At 47.2% G+C, this 18,237-nt stretch carries 36 protein-coding genes and 1 tRNA gene; 5 read left to right on the top strand and 32 right to left on the bottom strand.

Annotated elements, in window-relative coordinates:
• Positions 1-16 precede the first annotated feature (16 nt).
• The 30 genes from Q0R37_RS00550 to Q0R37_RS00405 all read right to left on the bottom strand — a co-directional run bounded on the left by Q0R37_RS00550 (position 17) and on the right by Q0R37_RS00405 (position 15,260).
• A complete protein-coding gene (locus Q0R37_RS00550) occupies positions 17-808 on the bottom strand; it encodes a head maturation protease, ClpP-related (protein ID WP_294750010.1) in 792 nt (263 codons plus the stop codon).
• Positions 805-2,133 (bottom strand): phage portal protein, encoded by a 1,329-nt coding sequence (locus Q0R37_RS00545; protein WP_294750008.1) that lies wholly within the window; start codon positions 2,131-2,133, stop codon positions 805-807. Before Q0R37_RS00545 ends, Q0R37_RS00550 begins: the two co-directional genes overlap by 4 nt.
• A gap of 4 nt (positions 2,134-2,137) precedes the next feature.
• Positions 2,138-3,865 carry a terminase TerL endonuclease subunit gene (locus Q0R37_RS00540; protein ID WP_294750007.1) on the bottom strand — a complete coding sequence of 576 codons (1,728 nt, stop codon included), beginning with the start codon at positions 3,863-3,865 and terminating at the stop codon, positions 2,138-2,140.
• Entirely contained in the window at positions 3,865-4,344 is a 480-nt protein-coding gene (locus Q0R37_RS00535; protein ID WP_294750006.1) for a phage terminase small subunit P27 family, read from the bottom strand. Before Q0R37_RS00535 ends, Q0R37_RS00540 begins: the two co-directional genes overlap by 1 nt.
• Positions 4,345-4,400: 56 nt before the next feature.
• On the bottom strand, positions 4,401-4,880 hold the full coding sequence (locus Q0R37_RS00530) for an HNH endonuclease (protein ID WP_294750004.1): 480 nt from the start codon (positions 4,878-4,880) through the stop codon (positions 4,401-4,403).
• Between the two features lie 304 nt (positions 4,881-5,184).
• Positions 5,185-5,260, bottom strand: a tRNA-Met gene (locus Q0R37_RS00525).
• Between the two features lie 204 nt (positions 5,261-5,464).
• A complete protein-coding gene (locus tag Q0R37_RS00520; protein ID WP_294750001.1) occupies positions 5,465-5,824 on the bottom strand; it encodes a hypothetical protein in 360 nt (119 codons plus the stop codon).
• The gene (locus tag Q0R37_RS00515; RefSeq protein WP_294749999.1) at positions 5,821-6,354 is read right to left on the bottom strand and encodes a hypothetical protein; all 534 of its coding nucleotides are present in this window, start codon (positions 6,352-6,354) and stop codon (positions 5,821-5,823) included. The genes Q0R37_RS00520 and Q0R37_RS00515 overlap by 4 nt, the downstream gene beginning before the upstream one ends.
• Positions 6,351-6,737, bottom strand: coding sequence for a VRR-NUC domain-containing protein (locus Q0R37_RS00510; protein ID WP_294749997.1), 387 nt, complete (start codon positions 6,735-6,737; stop codon positions 6,351-6,353). The genes Q0R37_RS00515 and Q0R37_RS00510 overlap by 4 nt, the downstream gene beginning before the upstream one ends.
• The gene (locus Q0R37_RS00505; RefSeq protein ID WP_294749995.1) at positions 6,653-7,417 is read right to left on the bottom strand and encodes a hypothetical protein; all 765 of its coding nucleotides are present in this window, start codon (positions 7,415-7,417) and stop codon (positions 6,653-6,655) included. The genes Q0R37_RS00510 and Q0R37_RS00505 overlap by 85 nt, the downstream gene beginning before the upstream one ends.
• A gap of 156 nt (positions 7,418-7,573) precedes the next feature.
• The gene (locus tag Q0R37_RS00500) at positions 7,574-7,777 is read right to left on the bottom strand and encodes a hypothetical protein (RefSeq protein ID WP_294749993.1); all 204 of its coding nucleotides are present in this window, start codon (positions 7,775-7,777) and stop codon (positions 7,574-7,576) included.
• A 4-nt stretch (positions 7,778-7,781) separates the two neighbouring features.
• Positions 7,782-7,931 carry a hypothetical protein gene (locus Q0R37_RS00495; RefSeq protein ID WP_294749991.1) on the bottom strand — a complete coding sequence of 50 codons (150 nt, stop codon included), beginning with the start codon at positions 7,929-7,931 and terminating at the stop codon, positions 7,782-7,784.
• Positions 7,931-8,164 carry a hypothetical protein gene (locus Q0R37_RS00490; RefSeq protein WP_294749989.1) on the bottom strand — a complete coding sequence of 78 codons (234 nt, stop codon included), beginning with the start codon at positions 8,162-8,164 and terminating at the stop codon, positions 7,931-7,933. Before Q0R37_RS00490 ends, Q0R37_RS00495 begins: the two co-directional genes overlap by 1 nt.
• Positions 8,165-8,347, bottom strand: a complete 183-nt coding sequence (locus Q0R37_RS00485; protein WP_294749987.1) for a hypothetical protein — start codon at positions 8,345-8,347, stop codon at positions 8,165-8,167.
• Between the two features lie 24 nt (positions 8,348-8,371).
• A complete protein-coding gene (locus Q0R37_RS00480; RefSeq protein WP_294749984.1) occupies positions 8,372-8,554 on the bottom strand; it encodes a hypothetical protein in 183 nt (60 codons plus the stop codon).
• Complete coding sequence (locus Q0R37_RS00475; protein ID WP_294749982.1) at positions 8,541-8,732, bottom strand: hypothetical protein; 192 nt, start codon at positions 8,730-8,732, stop codon at positions 8,541-8,543. Before Q0R37_RS00475 ends, Q0R37_RS00480 begins: the two co-directional genes overlap by 14 nt.
• Positions 8,719-9,021 (bottom strand): DUF3850 domain-containing protein, encoded by a 303-nt coding sequence (locus Q0R37_RS00470; protein ID WP_294749980.1) that lies wholly within the window; start codon positions 9,019-9,021, stop codon positions 8,719-8,721. The genes Q0R37_RS00475 and Q0R37_RS00470 overlap by 14 nt, the downstream gene beginning before the upstream one ends.
• Complete coding sequence (locus Q0R37_RS00465; protein WP_294749978.1) at positions 9,011-9,409, bottom strand: hypothetical protein; 399 nt, start codon at positions 9,407-9,409, stop codon at positions 9,011-9,013. The genes Q0R37_RS00470 and Q0R37_RS00465 overlap by 11 nt, the downstream gene beginning before the upstream one ends.
• Complete coding sequence (locus Q0R37_RS00460) at positions 9,399-9,683, bottom strand: hypothetical protein (protein WP_294749976.1); 285 nt, start codon at positions 9,681-9,683, stop codon at positions 9,399-9,401. The genes Q0R37_RS00465 and Q0R37_RS00460 overlap by 11 nt, the downstream gene beginning before the upstream one ends.
• A 2-nt stretch (positions 9,684-9,685) precedes the next feature.
• Entirely contained in the window at positions 9,686-9,880 is a 195-nt protein-coding gene (locus Q0R37_RS00455; protein WP_294749974.1) for a hypothetical protein, read from the bottom strand.
• A complete protein-coding gene (locus Q0R37_RS00450) occupies positions 9,877-10,062 on the bottom strand; it encodes a hypothetical protein (protein WP_294749972.1) in 186 nt (61 codons plus the stop codon). Before Q0R37_RS00450 ends, Q0R37_RS00455 begins: the two co-directional genes overlap by 4 nt.
• A complete protein-coding gene (locus Q0R37_RS00445) occupies positions 10,049-11,257 on the bottom strand; it encodes a hypothetical protein (protein ID WP_294749970.1) in 1,209 nt (402 codons plus the stop codon). Before Q0R37_RS00445 ends, Q0R37_RS00450 begins: the two co-directional genes overlap by 14 nt.
• A gap of 12 nt (positions 11,258-11,269) precedes the next feature.
• Positions 11,270-12,880 carry a PcfJ domain-containing protein gene (locus Q0R37_RS00440; protein WP_294749968.1) on the bottom strand — a complete coding sequence of 537 codons (1,611 nt, stop codon included), beginning with the start codon at positions 12,878-12,880 and terminating at the stop codon, positions 11,270-11,272.
• An 11-nt stretch (positions 12,881-12,891) separates the two neighbouring features.
• The gene (locus tag Q0R37_RS00435) at positions 12,892-13,269 is read right to left on the bottom strand and encodes a hypothetical protein (RefSeq protein WP_294749966.1); all 378 of its coding nucleotides are present in this window, start codon (positions 13,267-13,269) and stop codon (positions 12,892-12,894) included.
• A 26-nt stretch (positions 13,270-13,295) separates the two neighbouring features.
• Positions 13,296-13,589 carry a hypothetical protein gene (locus Q0R37_RS00430; protein WP_294749964.1) on the bottom strand — a complete coding sequence of 98 codons (294 nt, stop codon included), beginning with the start codon at positions 13,587-13,589 and terminating at the stop codon, positions 13,296-13,298.
• Entirely contained in the window at positions 13,579-13,833 is a 255-nt protein-coding gene (locus tag Q0R37_RS00425; RefSeq protein ID WP_294749962.1) for a hypothetical protein, read from the bottom strand. Before Q0R37_RS00425 ends, Q0R37_RS00430 begins: the two co-directional genes overlap by 11 nt.
• A gap of 12 nt (positions 13,834-13,845) precedes the next feature.
• The gene (locus tag Q0R37_RS00420; RefSeq protein ID WP_294749960.1) at positions 13,846-14,121 is read right to left on the bottom strand and encodes a hypothetical protein; all 276 of its coding nucleotides are present in this window, start codon (positions 14,119-14,121) and stop codon (positions 13,846-13,848) included.
• Positions 14,118-14,363, bottom strand: a complete 246-nt coding sequence (locus Q0R37_RS00415) for a hypothetical protein (RefSeq protein WP_294749958.1) — start codon at positions 14,361-14,363, stop codon at positions 14,118-14,120. The genes Q0R37_RS00420 and Q0R37_RS00415 overlap by 4 nt, the downstream gene beginning before the upstream one ends.
• Positions 14,360-14,986 (bottom strand): hypothetical protein, encoded by a 627-nt coding sequence (locus tag Q0R37_RS00410; RefSeq protein WP_294749956.1) that lies wholly within the window; start codon positions 14,984-14,986, stop codon positions 14,360-14,362. Before Q0R37_RS00410 ends, Q0R37_RS00415 begins: the two co-directional genes overlap by 4 nt.
• 37 nt (positions 14,987-15,023) lie before the next feature.
• Complete coding sequence (locus tag Q0R37_RS00405; protein WP_294749954.1) at positions 15,024-15,260, bottom strand: hypothetical protein; 237 nt, start codon at positions 15,258-15,260, stop codon at positions 15,024-15,026.
• Positions 15,261-15,354: 94 nt separating this feature from the next.
• Here Q0R37_RS00405 and Q0R37_RS00400 point away from each other — a divergent pair, with 94 nt between their 5' ends.
• Complete coding sequence (locus Q0R37_RS00400) at positions 15,355-15,681, top strand: hypothetical protein (RefSeq protein WP_294749952.1); 327 nt, start codon at positions 15,355-15,357, stop codon at positions 15,679-15,681.
• Here the strand turns inward: Q0R37_RS00400 and Q0R37_RS00395 are convergent.
• Both Q0R37_RS00395 and Q0R37_RS00390 read right to left on the bottom strand, forming a co-directional pair.
• Entirely contained in the window at positions 15,674-15,868 is a 195-nt protein-coding gene (locus Q0R37_RS00395) for a hypothetical protein (protein ID WP_294749950.1), read from the bottom strand. The genes Q0R37_RS00400 and Q0R37_RS00395 overlap by 8 nt on opposite strands.
• A gap of 72 nt (positions 15,869-15,940) precedes the next feature.
• The gene (locus tag Q0R37_RS00390; protein WP_294749948.1) at positions 15,941-16,156 is read right to left on the bottom strand and encodes a helix-turn-helix domain-containing protein; all 216 of its coding nucleotides are present in this window, start codon (positions 16,154-16,156) and stop codon (positions 15,941-15,943) included.
• A 223-nt stretch (positions 16,157-16,379) separates the two neighbouring features.
• Here Q0R37_RS00390 and Q0R37_RS00385 point away from each other — a divergent pair, with 223 nt between their 5' ends.
• The 4 genes from Q0R37_RS00385 to Q0R37_RS00370 are packed head-to-tail and all read left to right on the top strand — an operon-like array spanning position 16,380 to position 18,233.
• On the top strand, positions 16,380-16,730 hold the full coding sequence (locus tag Q0R37_RS00385; protein WP_294749946.1) for a helix-turn-helix transcriptional regulator: 351 nt from the start codon (positions 16,380-16,382) through the stop codon (positions 16,728-16,730).
• On the top strand, positions 16,727-17,140 hold the full coding sequence (locus Q0R37_RS00380; RefSeq protein WP_294749945.1) for an ImmA/IrrE family metallo-endopeptidase: 414 nt from the start codon (positions 16,727-16,729) through the stop codon (positions 17,138-17,140). The genes Q0R37_RS00385 and Q0R37_RS00380 overlap by 4 nt, the downstream gene beginning before the upstream one ends.
• Before the next feature lie 23 nt (positions 17,141-17,163).
• Positions 17,164-18,063, top strand: a complete 900-nt coding sequence (locus tag Q0R37_RS00375; RefSeq protein ID WP_294749943.1) for an exonuclease domain-containing protein — start codon at positions 17,164-17,166, stop codon at positions 18,061-18,063.
• A gap of 11 nt (positions 18,064-18,074) precedes the next feature.
• Positions 18,075-18,233 (top strand): hypothetical protein, encoded by a 159-nt coding sequence (locus Q0R37_RS00370; protein WP_294749941.1) that lies wholly within the window; start codon positions 18,075-18,077, stop codon positions 18,231-18,233.
• The last annotated feature ends 4 nt before the right edge of the window (positions 18,234-18,237 follow it).

Below are 18,237 nucleotides of genomic sequence, written 5' to 3'. Positions count from 1 at the left end.
TTCTTTCTGTTATTTTTTATTTGAGTAGCCTCAGGACGTCGAGAGACATCTGCAGCTTTCTCTTCTGATTATTTACGGCCTCGTCTTCCTTCGGTTCGGGAGACTCGGGCTGTTTCGGCTCTTTCATGAGAGCCTCGGGGGTGTGCTTGTACATCTTATAGCTGTCGGAAATGCAAGCAGCAACAGGCTCTGTATCGAGGAGCTCGATATCGAAGTACTCTGCCGCCTGCTCTGCTGTCAGCCACGTCTCGCGGTCTATCATGCTCCTGATCTTATCCTCAGTTGTACCATTGACGGCGTGAGCTTTATATACGTTGATGATCGACTGCTCGCAGGTATTGAGCGCCTCGATTGCTTTTTTGAAGTCGTTAGCGTTGCCCCAGCAGCCGCTCCACGGCTTATGAAGCATGAGCTGAGCGTACTTCGGAGCTACAACCTTATCGCAGGCGAAGGGGATTATTCCCGCGATGCTTGCCGCGATACCGTCGATATGAGCGACCTTCTCCCCCGGATATCGAGCGAGTATGCTGTATATAGCAAGTCCGCCGAAGACGTCGCCGCCGCCGCTGTTGACGTATACGTTCAGCTTCTTGTGGTTGCCACCCTCAGCATTGAGCTCGGCGAGAAAATCCACTACGTCCTGCGGAGCTTTGTCTTCCTCGAACCACTTGCTGATCCATGTAGCTGAGCAGATATCACCGTAAAAGCGAAGCTCTGCACTCTCATCGTCTGCACTGTCATAGATCATATAGCCGCAGTCCTTGATTGCACCTGTCTTGTCTTTCTGTGTAAACTGATACTTTTTCATTTTTTCTCACCTCCTCCTCTGTCATACTGCTTGCCAAGCATATCCAGTGGAATAGCCGCACCGTTTCCGAAAATAAGCATATCCGTACCGGGGACGAACGGCAGATTTTCACGCTTTCGGGCTTCTGCTATCTGCAGGAAGCCGCCGCGTATGCCTTCACTGTATGCTTTATATCGGGTCTCGATGTCAGCTCTGAGGTATACGTCAGCATTTGCCTGAATAAAAAGCTTTTCCTGTTCCTCCGAGCTGAGGAGCTTATACGTCGCTTCCTGCTCGTAAGTCGTCAGGACATTCTGCATTGTGTCCGAGTAAAACGCTCTGTTCTGCTGCTCAATGTTGCTGTAGGTGCTCTTTTCAAGGTCGTTGAGCTGAAAACTCTTTACGCCGAAAGCATTAGCGATATGCCTTGTAGTCAAGCCGTTGAGCTCGAAGAACTGAGAGTTGACAAGCTTTGTCTCCAGCTGCTGTACTCCGAAGTCCATAGGTATCGGAATTACCGAACCTGCATTCTGAGCACCTGCGAGGTTAGAGAACTTTTTCTTGATCTGTGCCGAGCGGACCTTATCGAGGTCGCCTGTATAGGTGACGATGATAGGGTCCTGTAGGCCATGACTGTACTTCTCGTTTACGACTTGCTGTGCGTATTTTTCCTGACTCAGGGTATCGACGAGATATTTCTGAATTGAATTCCCCTTGATACCGTCAGTCGAGAAGTACTTATGATGAACTATCCTGTCGGAGGTATATATAGACTGCCTGCTGCTTCGCGGGTCAGTATAGAGGTAATAGACTGAATTAGGCGAGCTGAGTATGCCTGCATTGTCGACGATGATCTCTACGTAGTTACTGTCGAGAAGATATATCTCCTCGATCTTTCCGCGGCGGAAACTGTATACCCAAAAGGTGTTTCCTGTACTCAGACGCTGAAATTCCGAAGCCCACAGGAAATCGTGAGCTGTCATGAAGCGGTTGGGCCGCAGCTTCAGAAGCTTGTTCAGATGATGCTTTGCTTCCTTTGCTCCGTCACCGTCGCGCTCGTAGACCTTGAAGGGGACTTTTGCGAGAGCATTGCAGCGGATAAGCATACAGGCGTAGTATGTAGCCGCGTTAAGATTATTTTTCGCAAGGGCGCTTGAAAAGCCCTGCTTGTTAAAGAATTCATTGAGCTGTTGTATAGTGACTACTCCCGCAGGCTGTTCCTGCTCCGTGTCGGCAGTCGTTTCCTCTGTTGCCTGCTCCGTGTCGGCAGTCGTTTCCTCTGTTGCCTGCTCCGTGGTGTTCTCCACTTCGTCGGCTATCTTTTTTCTGCGCTTGAAAAGCGACATTTTCTCACCAACTTTCGCTCTCGAGCCACTCGTCTACATCTATCGAGACGGTGGCGAATATATGATATAAGGCAAGCTTGAAAGCGCAGAGAGTAGCATCTACAGGGTCTACTCGGCGCTTTGTCGCGTCCTTGTCTACTTTTATCAATCCGTTATTCGTTCTGATCACGGCGTTTCCTATAGCATAGTTCAGCAGAGGATTATTAAGAAATAATACATTCTGACAGTATACCTGCTCGCGGAAACCTGCTGTACTTTCATTCAGGGACTTATGAGACTGATATACTTCCACTACGTCGTATCCCTCGTCACTGAGTTCCAGCATAAGCTTGCCTGCATTGGCGGGATCGAAGCAGAGAGACTGAATCACTAAGCCCTGCGAGCTGCAGAAGCCTTTGACGTAGTTCATTACTGCATTCTGATCGACGATCTCGGTATCCGTTACCGTCAGCCAGCCGTTCCGCTCCCATGCGTCATATGGCATCTTGTCAACTCTGCACCTCTCCGCGAGCTTCTCACGGTTCGGTATGAAGCTGTGCGAGAACAGGATATACTTCACTGTCTCGCCGTCCTTATAAGGAACGATGAAGCTTACCGAGGTAAGGTCTATCTTTGCCGACATATCGAAGCCCACGTATACGGGCAGCCCTCGGATATCCACGGGAAGCTTGCTGACCTTGCAGCGATTCCATTTCGCCATGTTCATATATCCGTTGATCTTGGCTTGTACCCATATGTTCAGGACCTTCGTCAGGAAGGATATTAGCTTTTCGGGGATCTCCTTTGCAATGACATAGTCGTCGTGCATTAGCTTGCGGCCTGCCGCATATGATGATCTGACAGGATTAGCCATCTCCACAAGCATATCATAGGTCTTGTCGTTGAGCTCGATATCGGGATCAGCCTCAAAGATATCTATGAGATACTCGTCGTTGACGATCTCGGGCTTATCGGGATCAAGGACATCGCTGCAGTACATATACTCCTGCTGATAGCATGGACAGTTCAGATCCTTGCCCGCGGTCGTGATGATAAGCAGCAGCGGCTCCTTGGTATTTGAACCGAGGCCGAGATCGTAGAACTCAGTCGTCGGGTGCTGGTGGTACTCGTCAAGTATGAGAAATGCAGGGTTTGTACCGTCGCCACTCTGTCCGTCCTGCTTGCTGAGGGCCACGATGAACGAGCCTGTCTTCCGATGCGTGACTCTGTTCGCAGTGCAGTTGAATTTTCGTGCAAGCGGGCTTCGCTTGAGCATATGCTTGCATTCTTCCACGATGATCTTCGACTGCTCTCTCTTAGTTCCCGCACAGTAGCCCTCGTAGTGCTCCTCGTTTCGGGTGCTTCCGCAGGCCATCTCATAGAGCGCGACACCGCCGAGCTCCTGAGACTTGGCGTTCTTTCGGGCTTCCTCCTTGAAATACTTGGTGAAGCGCCTGAGACCGTCAGACTTTCTCCGCCAGCCGTAAAGCTGGCAGAGAGTAAAGCGCTGCGGAGCTATAAGCTCTATGCTCTTACCTGCGAGGATGCCCTTGCTGTGGCGGAGGTAATGAAACCACTTGACAATGGCTCTCGCCTGCTCTTCGTCCCAGTAGTAGGGATAGTCGTCTTCGGTATCAAGCTTTTTGAGATCTGCCAGGAAGCGCTGACAAGCCCACTTGTGCTTTCGGCAGCTCACCCGCGAACCGTCTAAGCATTCGGCAGCATATCTTTCGAGCTCCTCTCTGACAGTCATCAGATATCACCGAACTCCTCTTCGATGCCTGCCTCGATCTCAGGAAGCTTCGCCGCCGCAAACTTCAAACGGCTGTCGATAGATAAACCACACTGTCTACCGAACTCACGCATCTCTTTCGCGTTCTTGCTCTGCACGTAGACGGCAGGATTCACCTGATACGGAGCCTTGGAGTTCTTAGGTGCCTCTATAAGAAGTCCCTTCTCCTTTATCTCTTCCTCAGCGAGCAGATACTTGTCCCAGGCGTTGCAGTAGGCGGCTAAGTTGTTGGCGTCGAGGTCGCCGAGCATATCCATCTCTGCCATACTCTCGATCAGTCGGCGATACTCCTTGCGTGCTCGCTTGCTGAGCCATGTCGGAGCTCTGAGGATATACTTCTTGGGAGTGCGGACAAGGTCCTGCTCTGCCTCGAGTCTCGCTCTGCGCTCCTTGGTGAGATCGCCTTTCTGCTCAGAGAGTGGAAGTCGGGCTCTTCCCATACTCTCCTCACTTTCTGCCGTGCAGTTGACTGCACAGGCTTAGGAAAAATTTTTATTTACAATTTTGTGAAAAGAAAACTACCGCAGCGGTTCGTTCTCAGAAGGTCGAAAGTTTTCAACATACCCCCCGGGGCAGTGAGTGCCTCCCGAGCGAGTTCGGAAAATGTTTTCAACGCCTCGACAGTCTCCTGATATTCCGCCTCATACAGGCGATGAACGGCTCTATGGTGGGCCTCTGTTAGGTATATCAGATTACTTTGCTGTAATCGCAGTCGGTAGTCGTTTATCAGCGGTACGATATGATGTACCGTGAATCCATATTCTATTTTTTGCTCGCAAAAAACGCTTATCAAATCGAGCCCGAAACAGGCTGAAATGCACTTGTTTCTTGCTTTTTCCCACTCTTTTGACAAGTAAAATGCTTTAACGTCTGCATTATAATCGCCGAGCGGATTAACTCTGTCACGCTTGCAGCAGCCGCAGGCTGTGCCTGTCGGGACTTTTTTGCCGCAGCGCGGGCATATCTTTGAAATCATTTTTACGGGGTTGCCGCAGAGCCATTCCTTACTCTGCGGCGAAAAGGATGTGAGATCCGTTGTCCGAACGGGGCTCGATAATTGGAAGGCGTTTCCGCCGTGGTGCAGAAAGTCAGACTTGCACTGACACGTACTTGATCCATATAAGTACGAACTCCCCTCGCCTGGATGCTCTCGCCGTGGAACGAGCCGAGTTGCAATAGCTGTTATGCGATTTCTGCATTTATGCCGCGGACTTGAAACGCTGCATTGGTGGTATTTCGCACCCCTTGTAAAGGACTAACATTATGCATCTGCTGTTAGCTGGTTGCAGAGGTTGGAATTGAACCAACTGCCTCGAGGTTATGAGCCTCGCGAGCTACCGATGCTCTACTCTGCCATACGCGGAAGCGGCTGCTTCCGCAGGGAACTCCGAAAAGAGATACCGAAAGCAAGGCGGAGGCTGCCGAGCAGATCCGCATACCGTTGAAGAGCTGCTCGGTAAGGTTGCCCGAGTTCATGAAAGAGTCCGCCTGCCTTCTTAGTTTTACTGTACCACGCACAAGACTTACTTTCAAGGTGGAAAAGTGGTGCGTGAGGGTGATTTATAAAAAATATTTCGGGAAGCAAGCTGCGAAGAGCTTCAGAGCCTTTTCTCGCAGCCGTGTCCTCACCCATTTCGGATCTTTGATGCCTATAGTTTCGCCGACTTGTTCCCAGCTTCTGCCGCGGACATAGTACTCCGTGAGCAATGTCCCGAGCTTGTTGTCACCGATCTGCTGAATTTCTTCACGTATTCTCAGCTTAAGCTCCTTGTAGTGCTCGATATCCTTCCTGATGCACTTGCGGAGCTGCTCTACATATTCCTCGTCGTGCTCTTTCTCGGCATCTTTCAGCTCTCCTCTGAGGGAACGTATACGAAGGTCGATGTCCTTCACCTGCATGAGATACTGTTCAGGAGTCATTCAGCCCCACCGCCTTCTCGCTTGGTGAGGTCGTACAGCTTGTAGAGTGTTTCCTCGAAGACCTTATCTTTGCTCATATCAACAGGTGCTATGATAGCACTAAGCAACAGACCCTCGTTTACCGCGATAACTCCACCTGCTTCTTTTCGATAAGCATACGAGAGCAGCAGTGTATTCTCAAACGGTTTAAGATACTTGGTCTGTATGTAATATATCTTTCCACCACCAACAAGTGGCATTACGTCCATACCGTGATAATGGAGCGCGACGGTAAGCGGTTCGAGGTCCACCTGCGCTTCAAGGATGTCCTCCTCTGTAAAATTCACATGCGAATCTTCGTAAAATGCAAACTTATCCCATGTATCATCGTTGACATCGAGAAGCGTCTGCATTACTCTCTCTTTCAGTGGTGGAAGATTATACACGGGATAGCAAGAGAATCCGTCTCCCACCCATTGAGCTGATTCTCCCTGCATAATCGTGATAGCTTTCCTCTGTTTCAGCAGGGACCATAATCTGTTGATTTTCATTTGTTTTCTCCTTTCGGTATTGTCAGAGGCAGCCTGAGGTATTCTTCTATCAGGTCCTTAGCTTCCTCCCATGTGTATGCGACAGCTGTGAAGTGTCCTGCTCCGCGCAGAGCCCTCAGCCATTGCTTTTGATTTTCGGTTGGCTTGTTCGGCCTGACCTTCATTTCGATGTACAGTCCTATGTATCCGCCGTGAGCTGTCGGGAGACATACGTCGGGAACTCCCGATTTCAGTCCCTGCGCTTTCAGCCGTGCTCCTGTGACAGCGCTCCTCTTACCCTCGTTCGGGATATGATACATCAGCCCGAGCTCGGGGTACTTCGCTTCTGCGAACTCCGCCCATCGGAAGAGCGTTGTCTGCTCGATCTCTTCTGCCTGCACCATGCCGCCTCCTTCTTGTAGTATCGGGCGTAGATATATACGCCGCCGTTATCATCGTTATGTACGACCTCAGCCTTCGACAGGAAGTAACCTTCGTAAAGCTTCTCAAACTCCTGACGATCATCAGTATCACGGGCAAGCTCTTTCACCCTGCGCTGGGAGAAGCGTCCGTCTCTTTTCTTAGCAGGCGGATCAATAAGATTGCGTGAGCGCATATACCTCTTGTTCTGCTTAAGCATATACTCCACGAGGTTAGCGATGCCGTTCTCGTCCCATATCAGGATATCACTGCCGACTATGCCCTTTCCCCATAGCTTGACGAGATCGAAGAGGGGCATATCACTCATGATAAGGTGATGATGATATCTGCCTTTCAGACTTCCTCTCTCGGTGACAGCTATGTACTTCAACTCGGAGAGGTTGTACCTCTCACGATATCTCTTCACCCTGCGGAGGAAATTCCTGAGCTCTCTCACTGCTGTTTCATCATCTTCGGGATTGTGTTCAGAAGTATACGTGAGCTCTATCTTGAGATCATGATCTGTAAAGTTCGCATTCGCAAGTCTGATAAGATGATTCCGGGAGTATATCTCGTTTAGCTTCTGCTGAGTTTCTGATGTCGGCTTGCTTTTTCTTTTTCGTGAAATATTTTTCCTGTAAGTGGGATATATGTTAACTTCCAAATAATCTCCACATTCATATCTCGTTTCCCGGTATACGCATCTCATTTTCTTTCCCCCTGTCGGCTTGGTCGTAAGTTTAAGATAGATTACAAGTTCTGATGTGCCAGCATCAGGCACTTGCTTTTTACTATTATAATAGTATAGGTGTGCGGCTGCTTACGAGGCAGCCGCTTCCTTTTTGATTCCCGCAGCACGTTCGAGTGATGCCTGCTTCATATTCCAGTAGCCTCGCGCAGAGTCCTCTGTCAGATAAGGAGTCCTGACTTCTGCACCACATTTCTCGCACTTGACCGTCACTTTCAGCTCAGCATCTCTCAGATACTTGAACTTTTTGCTGCCGCAGTAAAAGCAGTTCTTCATGATATCACCTTCTTTCGGTATCGTCGCCGGAAGGCTCTGCGCCTATTTCCTTTCTTGCTTCCTGTATTTCTTCCTCAGCGAGTGCGTGACCGACGGCTACGCCGAGGACAAAGCAGGTCAGTCCGCAGACTGCTCCTATGATTATTGCAAGCATTAATTTTCACCTGCCTTTATCAGCTCCAGCTCGTTCGGTGCAAGAATGTGAACTTTTGAAAAACCGCCGCACTGAGGACATTTCGACGAAGTTATCTCCCAGTATCTTTCTGACTCTTCGTATTCGCCCTCTTCTGCCTCGAATACGCATCCGCAGGTCATACACTTGAATGTCTTGGAGCGACCTGTGGCTTTTTTGATCGCGCCTTCATCGCCTTTTATTAAGATTTTCATTTATTTCTCCTCTCTGTGCAATGTATCATACTTTTCTGCTATTTTTATCAGCCTTTCGATGTCACCGTCGGTAAAGCAATCCTTACGTGGGACACAGAACATACAGTCAGCGCAGTCCTCCGCTTTGTTGCACTCTTCGCTGTACCATTTGAATACCTCTGCAAATATTTTGACCGCTGTCATAGCCTGTACCTCCTTTCGATCAGTCTATTCTTTGCCAACTGTCTTTGTTATTTTATCGTAAAGCTCGTTCGCTCTGTTCGCTTCGCTGTGATTTGCGAAAAATGCAGCTCTGAGAACAGGCAGCGTCTCACGCAGGAGCTTCCACAGCTCCATATTCTCTTTTTCCATAGCTGCCATGTGCAGCATATCTGTGTCAGTCATTTCCATATCCCTGCTCCCAGTTAAGGTGAACCGTTCCTGCATTGGGTACATCTTTCAGCAATCTCGATTCGACTACAGCTTCGAGAGTATGCACCTTCTTATACAGGCGTTCGTTTTCTTCCTGTAATGCATTTATTTTCGTATCCAATGCCATAACTACGGCATATACTTCATTCACAGTCATTTTCAGGACCTCCGTCGACAGGTATTGATCTTATGCTTAGCCTTTCACCTGGTATGATCGGGACAAATCCGATAATACAGAAGCCGTCCTTGCAGTAGTTACGGTCACGGAGTATATAGGTCACAAGTACGGAGAGTTCTCTGCCTGTGAAACAATGGCCGTTATACTCTTTTAGTCTCAGAGTGTCACCGTCAGTATATAGGCGGTCACATCTTCTGACTTCAAAGGTTTTCCGTCCGCTTGCTACAGCCTCGAAGTACTCGGGCATTATTTTCAGTTCATGGATCATGCTTGTTCACCTTCCCTATCAGAGCTATCACATCATCCTCGTACATATCCCAGCCGGGTGTCGCTCCATAATAGGCTCTGAGCTGAGCGAGAAGGGCCTTTGCACGAATGAGCTCACCCTTTGTTTCGGCAAGCTCGGTATTGAGCTTCTTGAACTTCGCATTTACTTCGGGCTCTTCGAGCCATTCGTTGTCGATATACATTTTTCTTCCTCCTTCATTGAGCCATGCGGCCAAGCAGTCATAGCAGCATTTCATTTTCTTACAGCGTGAACTCTTCTGTTCAGCTGTACATTTCGACATCACCTGATAGAGACATTCTTCGACGCTCATATTGATATCGTGGAGCAGCTCTACGAGCGGCCTCTTGGCAAGATCGTTACGGTTCATGAGTTTTCCCCTTCGCACAGTAGAAGTTCGGTGGAACAGCTGCGAACTCAAGCGTTCTTTTCTCGATGAACGCTAAAGGACAGTCGAAACGGCTAAGGTACACGCAGTCCTTGCAGTAGACTGTTTTTTCACTCTTGTTCTTCTTTGTGAGCTTGTCCCGTTCTTTTTCCAACACCCTGACCGAGCCGATAAGCTCGGCGATACGCTTTGTATAGCTCGTGATAAGCTCTGTATTTTTATCAAGAAGTAAATCTATTTCCTGCAATCTTGTCACGTTCACCGCCTCCTCTTGCCGTACTTCTTATAGTACGCCTCTTCCAACTTATCTTGCTTCATACCCATATATACGCCGTAGGATACGCCTGCGGCGATGGCGTCGTAAATATCTTTTACGAGCTGAGCACTCGCCCCGGGGATTTTTGTTAATGCTTTCCGAGACTTCGGGCGGGGAACGACTTCATAATCATTCATCGCTTTCCCCTTTCATTCCACACTTCGATAGCTTTCTCTGGCGTATCAGCTCTTTCTCCCTGCTCACCACATATCAAGCATGATACTCTATACATCGTTCTGCCAAAGAAAAATTCATGTGTTGTACCGATCATGGTATTTCCGCACTTGCACGGTTTAGGAATTTGTTCATTCATCTTCATCGTCTTCCTCCTCGTCGTCTTCATCGTCATCATTGTTGGATACAGACTTAATAGAAGTTGCAAACTCTTTCGATGATATATCGACAACGCCGCGAGACGTCAGGGGCTGCTTCGGTATCTCCACCGGAAAATCTATCTTCTTGATACTATCCTCACAGATATGAAGGATTTCGAGCGCTTTCTGGAAATACTGCTTACGCTCCTCAATGTCCTCAGTATCCTTTATAAATTCCACAAGTCCGAGCATATCACGATAGACTGTGGAGAGCAGCACCTTGAAATTGCTCTTGTCGGCGTTCTCAGGCGGCTTCTGCACTGCCTGTTCCAGTTCTGATATCTTCTTTTCGAGCGCTTTCTTCTCCTGCTCCGCCTGTTCTTTCATGGCTCTCGCGTTCTGAAGCTCAGTCTCTTTCTGTTTCAGCTCCTTCTCTGCCTTTTTCTTTTCCTTAGCTGCCTTTTCTTTTTCACTATCGAGCTCTTTTTTGACCTTCTCACTAACTTCTTTCTGTATTTCTGCTTGAAGCCTTGCATATGAACCTTTTGTCATATCGAGCTCCGCTTCCACGGCTCGCAGCTTTTTCTCCGCAGATTCTTTGTCTGCGTTCGCAGATATAAGCTCCTGCGTTTTCTTTTTCAGCTTCTCCTCTGTCTCTTTATCCGGAACGGGAATCTCCTTTGTAGCAACTTGAACGTCCTTTGGAGCGTTTTCAAACTCCTCCACCTTTGCTTCGAGCTTGGTGTTCTCCTCTTGCAGGAGCGAGAGCTGCTCGCCCTGCTGCTTGTACTTTTCGAGAAGCTCTTCGAGTTCCCGGGTAGTCATTCCACCGACGTCCCCGGACTCCATGACCTCAGCACGGTCCTCGGGGTTCGCAGTAGCGAGGAGCGCAAGTTTCGTAATGCCGAGCTGTGCATTTGACTGCACAAACTCCTTTCCGAGCTTTTCATATACGCTTATGTATTGATATGCCTGTCGGCGTTTAAGGTCAAACTCCTTCTCTGCGTAGCTTTCAAAGTCCTCATATCCGAGCTCAGTGTAGAGCCCGTCTATCTTCATAGTGCGGAGATCCTCACCAATAGCACAGACCGCATTGACTGCGGTCCTGCCGTTGGCTCTGATGCGCTCCGTTATCTGTATAGCTCTGGCCGAGGCAGGGAGAGCGCTCTCCCCTGCTTCTGCTGTAATAATTTCGTTCATGATATCCTCCTGTTATGCAGCAGCTTTTGCTTTCTGCTGTCTCTTTTTCCTCTTGGCTCTCTGCTCGTCTTTTCGACGCTGTTTCTTGACTGCGTCGAGATATTCCTGATATCTTTGCTCGAAAATGCATATATCCAGTGTTTTCTCCGAGTGCCTGTTGTTCTGATAGCCGTAGCACTGCTTGATAGTAAAATCGTTGCTGACCTCCATAGTGTAGTAAGGCACTGACGGCTTTGATATCTGTCTCAGGAACATGATAGTCGTAGCACCGTTGGCGTGGCGCTCCGCGTATCCGCCGACGCAGTGATCGAGTGCTTTTCCCTCGGCAATAATTTCCCCAGCAGTGTATGGCTGTCTGATAAATAGCCCGAGTTCCATGTCCGTGACTTCCATATCGCGACGTGTCTCAGCGAGCTCCTTCATCTTCCTGCTGAGAAGCTCGTCCTCACGAACCTTTGCGAGCTTCATCACCTTGTCATGCTCCAGCCATAGGTTCTTCGGCATGATGATAGCTTCATTGTGCAAGTCATATTCGAGACTATCGCAGTTATCGAGATAGTCCTTCCATAAAGTCATGAAGTAGTATACTCCCTGCCTGTTCTGCTTCCTGAGAGCGTAGTCCATGATCTTTTTCGGAAGCAAGCCCGTGATAAGCTTCACCGACTGAATGAGCTCAACAGAATTATGAAAGTTTCTGTGATAGCTTATAGTTTCCGTGGGATTCTTACTGCTGAATACGCGGTTTCTGAATCTGACATAGTCTGCGTAAATATTGCCGTCGCTCTCCTGAAGGTATTCAAGCTCGGGCTTCGATACTCTGAGTATCTTTTTCAGGTCATTGCTTTTCCAGTTGAAGCGAACTCCGCACCCTATATGCCCTCTGACAATATTCCCAGCGAGATTATACAATCCGCCTTTGACGAAGTATTCTAACTGCGGGTGCTCGGCATAGCAGCAGAGCCACTTTATGTAGAACGCAGGCAGGTGCTCTCTGTCGGGCCATTCTCTGTCAATATATTTCAGGAAGCTGTTACTGATAGCGTCGGCGTTCACGAGAGTATAGCTGTTGTCACAATAATATCCCCAGCTTGAAGAAAAGTATGGTTCTGAGGGCTTGCTTTTTCTTGGTTCCCATTCCCACTTACGCTCACGTATGTTCCATACAGTTCTGAACTGTATAGCTTTATGGGGTTCAAGCTGATATCGTGCCACTTCCCACCAATCGTAGTTCGGTTCAAGGTCGTCCCCCTGAAATGTCAGCTCTGCTTTGATACACTTTATACGGACAAGGTCCCCTGCGCCTTCAAATACAGCGAAGTTTCTCACTTCTCTGAGTGTGGACCGGCCACGTCCCATAGCACGCCGCTCGACTATGGCTCCGCAGTTGGCACACTTGCCAATATCTTTATGCTTGTACGCAGAAGGCTTATTGATACCGTCTTCATAACGAGTATTGCAGGCTGTGCAGTAGCAGTCCGTGAGCTTGCTGTTCTTCTCACTCTCATAGTAATCGCCGTAGCCTGCAAGCACAGGAACTCCATAGCCCCGGCGGTAAAATACGTAGTGTGGCATATATCCTTTGATCTCGTCGAGGTATGCATCGACGTTGACAAATTCGCTCATACTGTGCCTCCTCAGAAGTCGAGAAGATCATCGAGGGATATGCTCAGGGTGTCCTTCTTGTTCTCGGTCATGGTGATAGGCGACTTTGTTGCTCCGTTATCGCCACTTAGGTCAATGTTCATTGTGTACCATATCTTTGCAGTCGAAAAGTAGAACTTCACGGCTCTGTTATATGTCTCGAAGTCGGACAGCCCAGGCTTAGACGGTCCAACATCTTTTACGATTTCGTTGAGACAGTCGGTAAAGCTTTTGCCGCTCTGCTCAATGGCCTGCTCGAATTCAGGCTCTTTATCACAGCAGTACTGAAGCGCATTTGCTACGCCTTCAGCTACTATTTTTTGTGCTTGCCCTTTGACGTTTTTTATATCAAAATACTTTTCTCTGTTCATATCCTTATCTCCTTATCGGCGTGCAGTCAACTGCACAAGTCTCTTTTTCGGTTATTTTTGAGTTCTTCAAGCTCGTGATGATATATCACGAGCCGAGCTATCGCATAGCCTTTGTCGTATGCGTCCTCGACAGGATCGCAGCTTGCAGCTATGCTTGTCCATACTCGGATATTCAGCTCGATATCCTCATGAGCTTTACGGTATGCTTTTCGCTCACGAAGATATCCGATAAGATATTCGGTCGGTACTCCGATGATGCCGACGACAGCGGCAGCTATGATCGCGTACTTAAGTATATACGTAAGTATCTCAGTTCTCATTTTCCACCTCTTTTCGATTATTCTTTTCGATCATCTTGAATATGAGGGCTTCAAACCGCAAGCGTTCCGTGTCCGACAGGATTTTCGCATTTATATGATGTTTGAATTTTTCGTAAAGCGGCTTTATCTGAGGATGATTGACGTTGATCTTGTAGCCGTACTTATTCTGCGGAGCGTGGATGTCGTTATTATGAGCGAGACCGCCGAGTTTCAGAGCGTCGTCGTAAAATATTTTCTTACCCACGATATCAGCTCCTTATATGTCATACGGTTCTTTTCTTCTTGCCGCTTCATCATATGCTTTCAGCTCCGACTCCGTCGGATAGAGCTTGCGTTCGCCTGTCCACCTGTTGAAGCCATTCCCTTCAAGTTCGTCACGAAGCTGCTGCTCATACGGCCGAAGAGCTGTCTGCACGAATATGTTCCACGCTTCGACGGCGTTCTTATACAGGTTAGTATACTCGGGCGTTATGAGCTTCGCGTTTCCGTTGCTGAAGCTCTCGAAAGCAATATCCTTGATCCTCAGCTTCATCGCAGTGACCTCAATACGTCCCTTGATATAGCAAGGAGACTGTCACCCGTGACATATATCCGCTGGCTTTCTGCATTGCTCCAGCTTATCAGGATATACTCGAGGTCATACGGCCGTCTGCTGAGTACATGGTGGCTTGCCCCCTCGATGTTACTGTCTATAGCTTGCAGCAGCGGCAGGAGCTTGTCCCTGACAAAAGCTGCCTTTTCGCTGTACATCTGCTTTTCCTGCTCTTCGGTCATAGTTCGACACCCTCGCTTTCTATGTAATTGCTGATATCAGCTGAGAAATAACTGTACTTCCTGAGTATTGCATCTATCTTGTCGATGCGTTCCTGGTGCGCTTTGCGTTCCTTAACAAGCTCATATATCTTAGACGTGACGGAGTAGATGATCTGGTCGTCCTCTAAGATATTCGGGCCGATGATAAGAAAGTCGTCGGCAGAAGCCTGCTCACAGTCGGTACTATCGGCAGCATTTTCCACGGACTCGCTGCTTTTCGGCAGAGGCGGCTCGATGATCTCGGGCTTCTTGTACGGGATCTTTATTTCGTTCTCCGAGAGTTCCTCTTCCTTTGACAGGATATCCTGCACATCAGTCAGGATGTTCAGCTCCTCGATGTCTTCCTGCTCCGCAGGCGTCTCAGCCTTGGAAGCTTCCTCGGCAAGCTTGTCCTCGATGTGTTTTTTCTCATGACGGCCGCCATTGAATATTTTCAGGCTGACGCCATGCTTCTTGAGGATTTCCTTTACATCGCCCTTGCTTATAGCGTTCAGCTCTGCCTCGATACTCAGCTGCTTTTTCTTATCCTTGGCGTGAGTGATATTGCTCACGATCATGCTCTCGTCGTATTCGGTCAGTTTCATACGGTCTCTTCTCCTTTCGTGCAGTCGACTGCACAAGTCACTTTTCAGCCGTGATCTTGTCCCAGTCAAGCCCCTGTGCGGTGACACTATGATAGAAACGACGGAGCTCTGCGCGAACACGTTTCTCATAGGCTTCCTGCTCCTCGGGAGTGCGCTTCGGAATATGAACCGTGATATGTGCGCGTATCTTTCCGTCTGCATACGAGTCGTACTTGACCACGCGCTCCTTCTCGGTCTCGGTCTCCTGCATATTCCTGAAATCGTTCTTTCTCATACTATCACCTCTTTCTATGCTTATGTTCGTGCGGGTTGTCTTCTTGCCACCTGCTCCGCCTTGTGGTATAATGTAGGCGAGAGGAGGTGAAATAATGAAAATAGATGAACTTCAAAACTTTACGATTGATGAGCTTTCAAACCTTTCGGTAGCTGAACTTGAACTCGAAGCAAAGGATTTGATCAAGAAACTTCAGAACGATAATAGAGAACTGCCATTCTCTGTTATCGCTAAGCTTCAGGAACTTTGCTCTCAGATGCCGGAGGGCGCTCCAAAGGTAAAGGAAGGCATGACCAAAGCAGAAATATGTATGCTGCTTACGTTCATGATTACCTACATGACAAATCTGCCCGAGATCTCCAAAAAATGGGCTCCGATTTTTCAAGCTATAATTGATTTTCTTATCAATCAGTTCAATTAATTTTTTTGCTTACTGCAATGAGATCAAGCAGGATGCCACCAATTGCAAAGTCTTGATATAATTCATGCTCTTTAAGCACAGCACAAATTATACCAAGAATTAATAAAAACACTGCTAAGTTCTCATATGCCTTTGCTTTCTTTGCCCCGTCCCTTTTATCGGGGCTTTTCTTTTTCTCCTGCTCCATGTTCTCACTCCTTCCTTCGTTGTGGTTTGTGGGTGGTTGTACAGTTGCTTACTTTACAGCTAAGTGTGACTTTTAGTCAACACCGAGTGTAAAAAAAATAAGTCTCTGTGCCTCCGAGTCAAGTTTAAGAATGCGAGTTATCTTTTCTATCTCCGACTGTTTGAATTCAGTTATATTTTTAAGTTTCTTCCATAATCCTTGCCGTGTTATGCCGAGTTCTTCCGCAACTGCACTTGTGCTTGTGCCGCATTCTTCGATATACTTGATAAGAAGCTGAGTATCTGTCATTGTCTCACCTCTTTCTATTCGTGACTTTCTGCCAACATCTACAGTATACCACCGTGTTGGCTATTTGTCAACAGCGGTTGACAATGTTTTTTTCTTTCTCTGTTTTGCATAATCAAGAGAGGAAATTTTTGTTGACATTGTGTCACGTTTATTCGTCAATTTTTGTTGACAGTTCAACAACATCATGCTATAATGATTATAATATAAATAGGAGGTGATTCGTTTGACATTCGGTGAAAGAATTAATAAAATCCGTAATGAAAAAGGCATGACACAGGACGAACTTGCTCATGCTGTTGGATATAAATCGCGTTCAACTATAGCAAAAATAGAGTCTGGAGAACGCGATGTTTCTCAATCTATGGTAATAAAATTCGCCAAAGCTCTAAATACTACAACTGCTGTACTAATGGGAAATGATAATGATGATAATAAAGCAGTTCAATCACCTGTTCCGTCAGATGATGATATAAAATTTGCTCTGTTCGACGGCTCTGAAGGAGTCACCGACGAAATGTATGACGAGGTAAAGCGATTTGCAAAATACATAAAGGAGCAGAAGGACAAGAAATGAGAATTGAGGAGCTGTATGATATCGCCGCAAGCGAGAATATCGATATATATTCCGCAGCTCTCCCGAAGACTCATTCTGTCTCCGTAATGGACAGCGATCTCAATTGCTTTATTGGTCTCGATTATAGTCTTATCCATAGCGTAGCTGAGGAAAAACGCAAGCTCGCTCATGAGATAGGTCATTGCGTTAGGGGAGCTTTCTATAATCGACACAGTAAGCTTGATCTGATAAGCAAGCACGAATACTCAGCTGACAAGTGGGCTTGCGAAAATCTTTTGCCAAAAGATGATATGCTCCGAGCTTTCGAGCTCGGGCTTGTCGAGATATGGCAGCTTGCAGAGTATTTCGATGTACCTGAGGAACTCGTCAAAAAGGCTCTTTGGATACATTTCGATAAAGAAATTTTATAATTCATTCAAAGGGGGATATGCTTATGGTAAACAGTATTATTGACTTCCCGTCAGAGTATGTCATGCTCGACACCGAAACTACAGGTTTTTCGGTCGAGTGGGACTCTATGATTGAAATTGGAGCTTTAAAAGTCCGAAACGGAGAAATAATCGATACTTTTGAGACTTTCGTAAAGCTCGACGAAGAACTCCCTGAATTCATTACTGAGCTTACAGGCATTACGGACGCCATGCTTATTGATGCACCTGCTCCGCAGGAGGCTGTCAAGGCTTTTCTCGATTTTCTTGGTGATGATATGATAGTTGGATATAATGTTAAGTTTGACATCAATTTCATACAGGAAGATTTGAAAAGATACTTCGGACAGGAAATGAATAATGATTATATAGACTGTATGCGAATTGCACGTAAGCTTTTTCCTGATGAAAAACATCACAGGCTGAAAGATATGCGTAAGCTATTCGGTATCATAGCTGATAAAGAACATCGAGCTTCTCATGACTGTATTGCAACAAAGGCAGTGTTTGAAAAATTGCGTGAAGTCGCCATTGATAAATACGGTAGCATTGAAGATTTTAAAAAGGCTTTTGGCTATAAGGGACTAAAAGCAAGCGATATTTCAGCGCAGAACTCCTCGTTTGACGTCACTCACATTCTTTTTGGAATGACCTGCGTGTTTACAGGCACGCTTGAAAAAATGACGCGCCGCGAAGCTATGCAGGCTGTAGTTGATATAGGTGGGATCGTCGGTGACAACGTCACCAAGGATACTAATTTTCTTATCCTTGGTAACAATGACTACTGCAAGACTATAAAGGACGGAAAAAGTACCAAGCAGAAAAAAGCGGAAAGCCTTATGTTAAAAGGGAATGACATTGCTATCATCCCCGAAAATGTATTTTACGAAATGCTTGAAAGCTAAGGAGGTCAATTATGGATAAGCCAATGATAATCGCTCTTGTACTTGTGGCAATTATTGCAATAATTCTTATCATTTCAGTTACACATATATCAGCAAAGTGCGATGAAATATCATCAAATATCAGAAAACTTGTTGAGCTGAAAGAAAAAGAACAGAAAAAAGAAGAATAATAAA

Source organism: uncultured Ruminococcus sp., from assembly GCF_946415235.1.
GTDB lineage: Bacteria > Bacillota > Clostridia > Oscillospirales > Ruminococcaceae > Ruminococcus.
The sequence above is the reverse complement of the archived record's forward strand: the minus strand, read 5'-3'. Positions and strand labels throughout refer to the sequence as shown.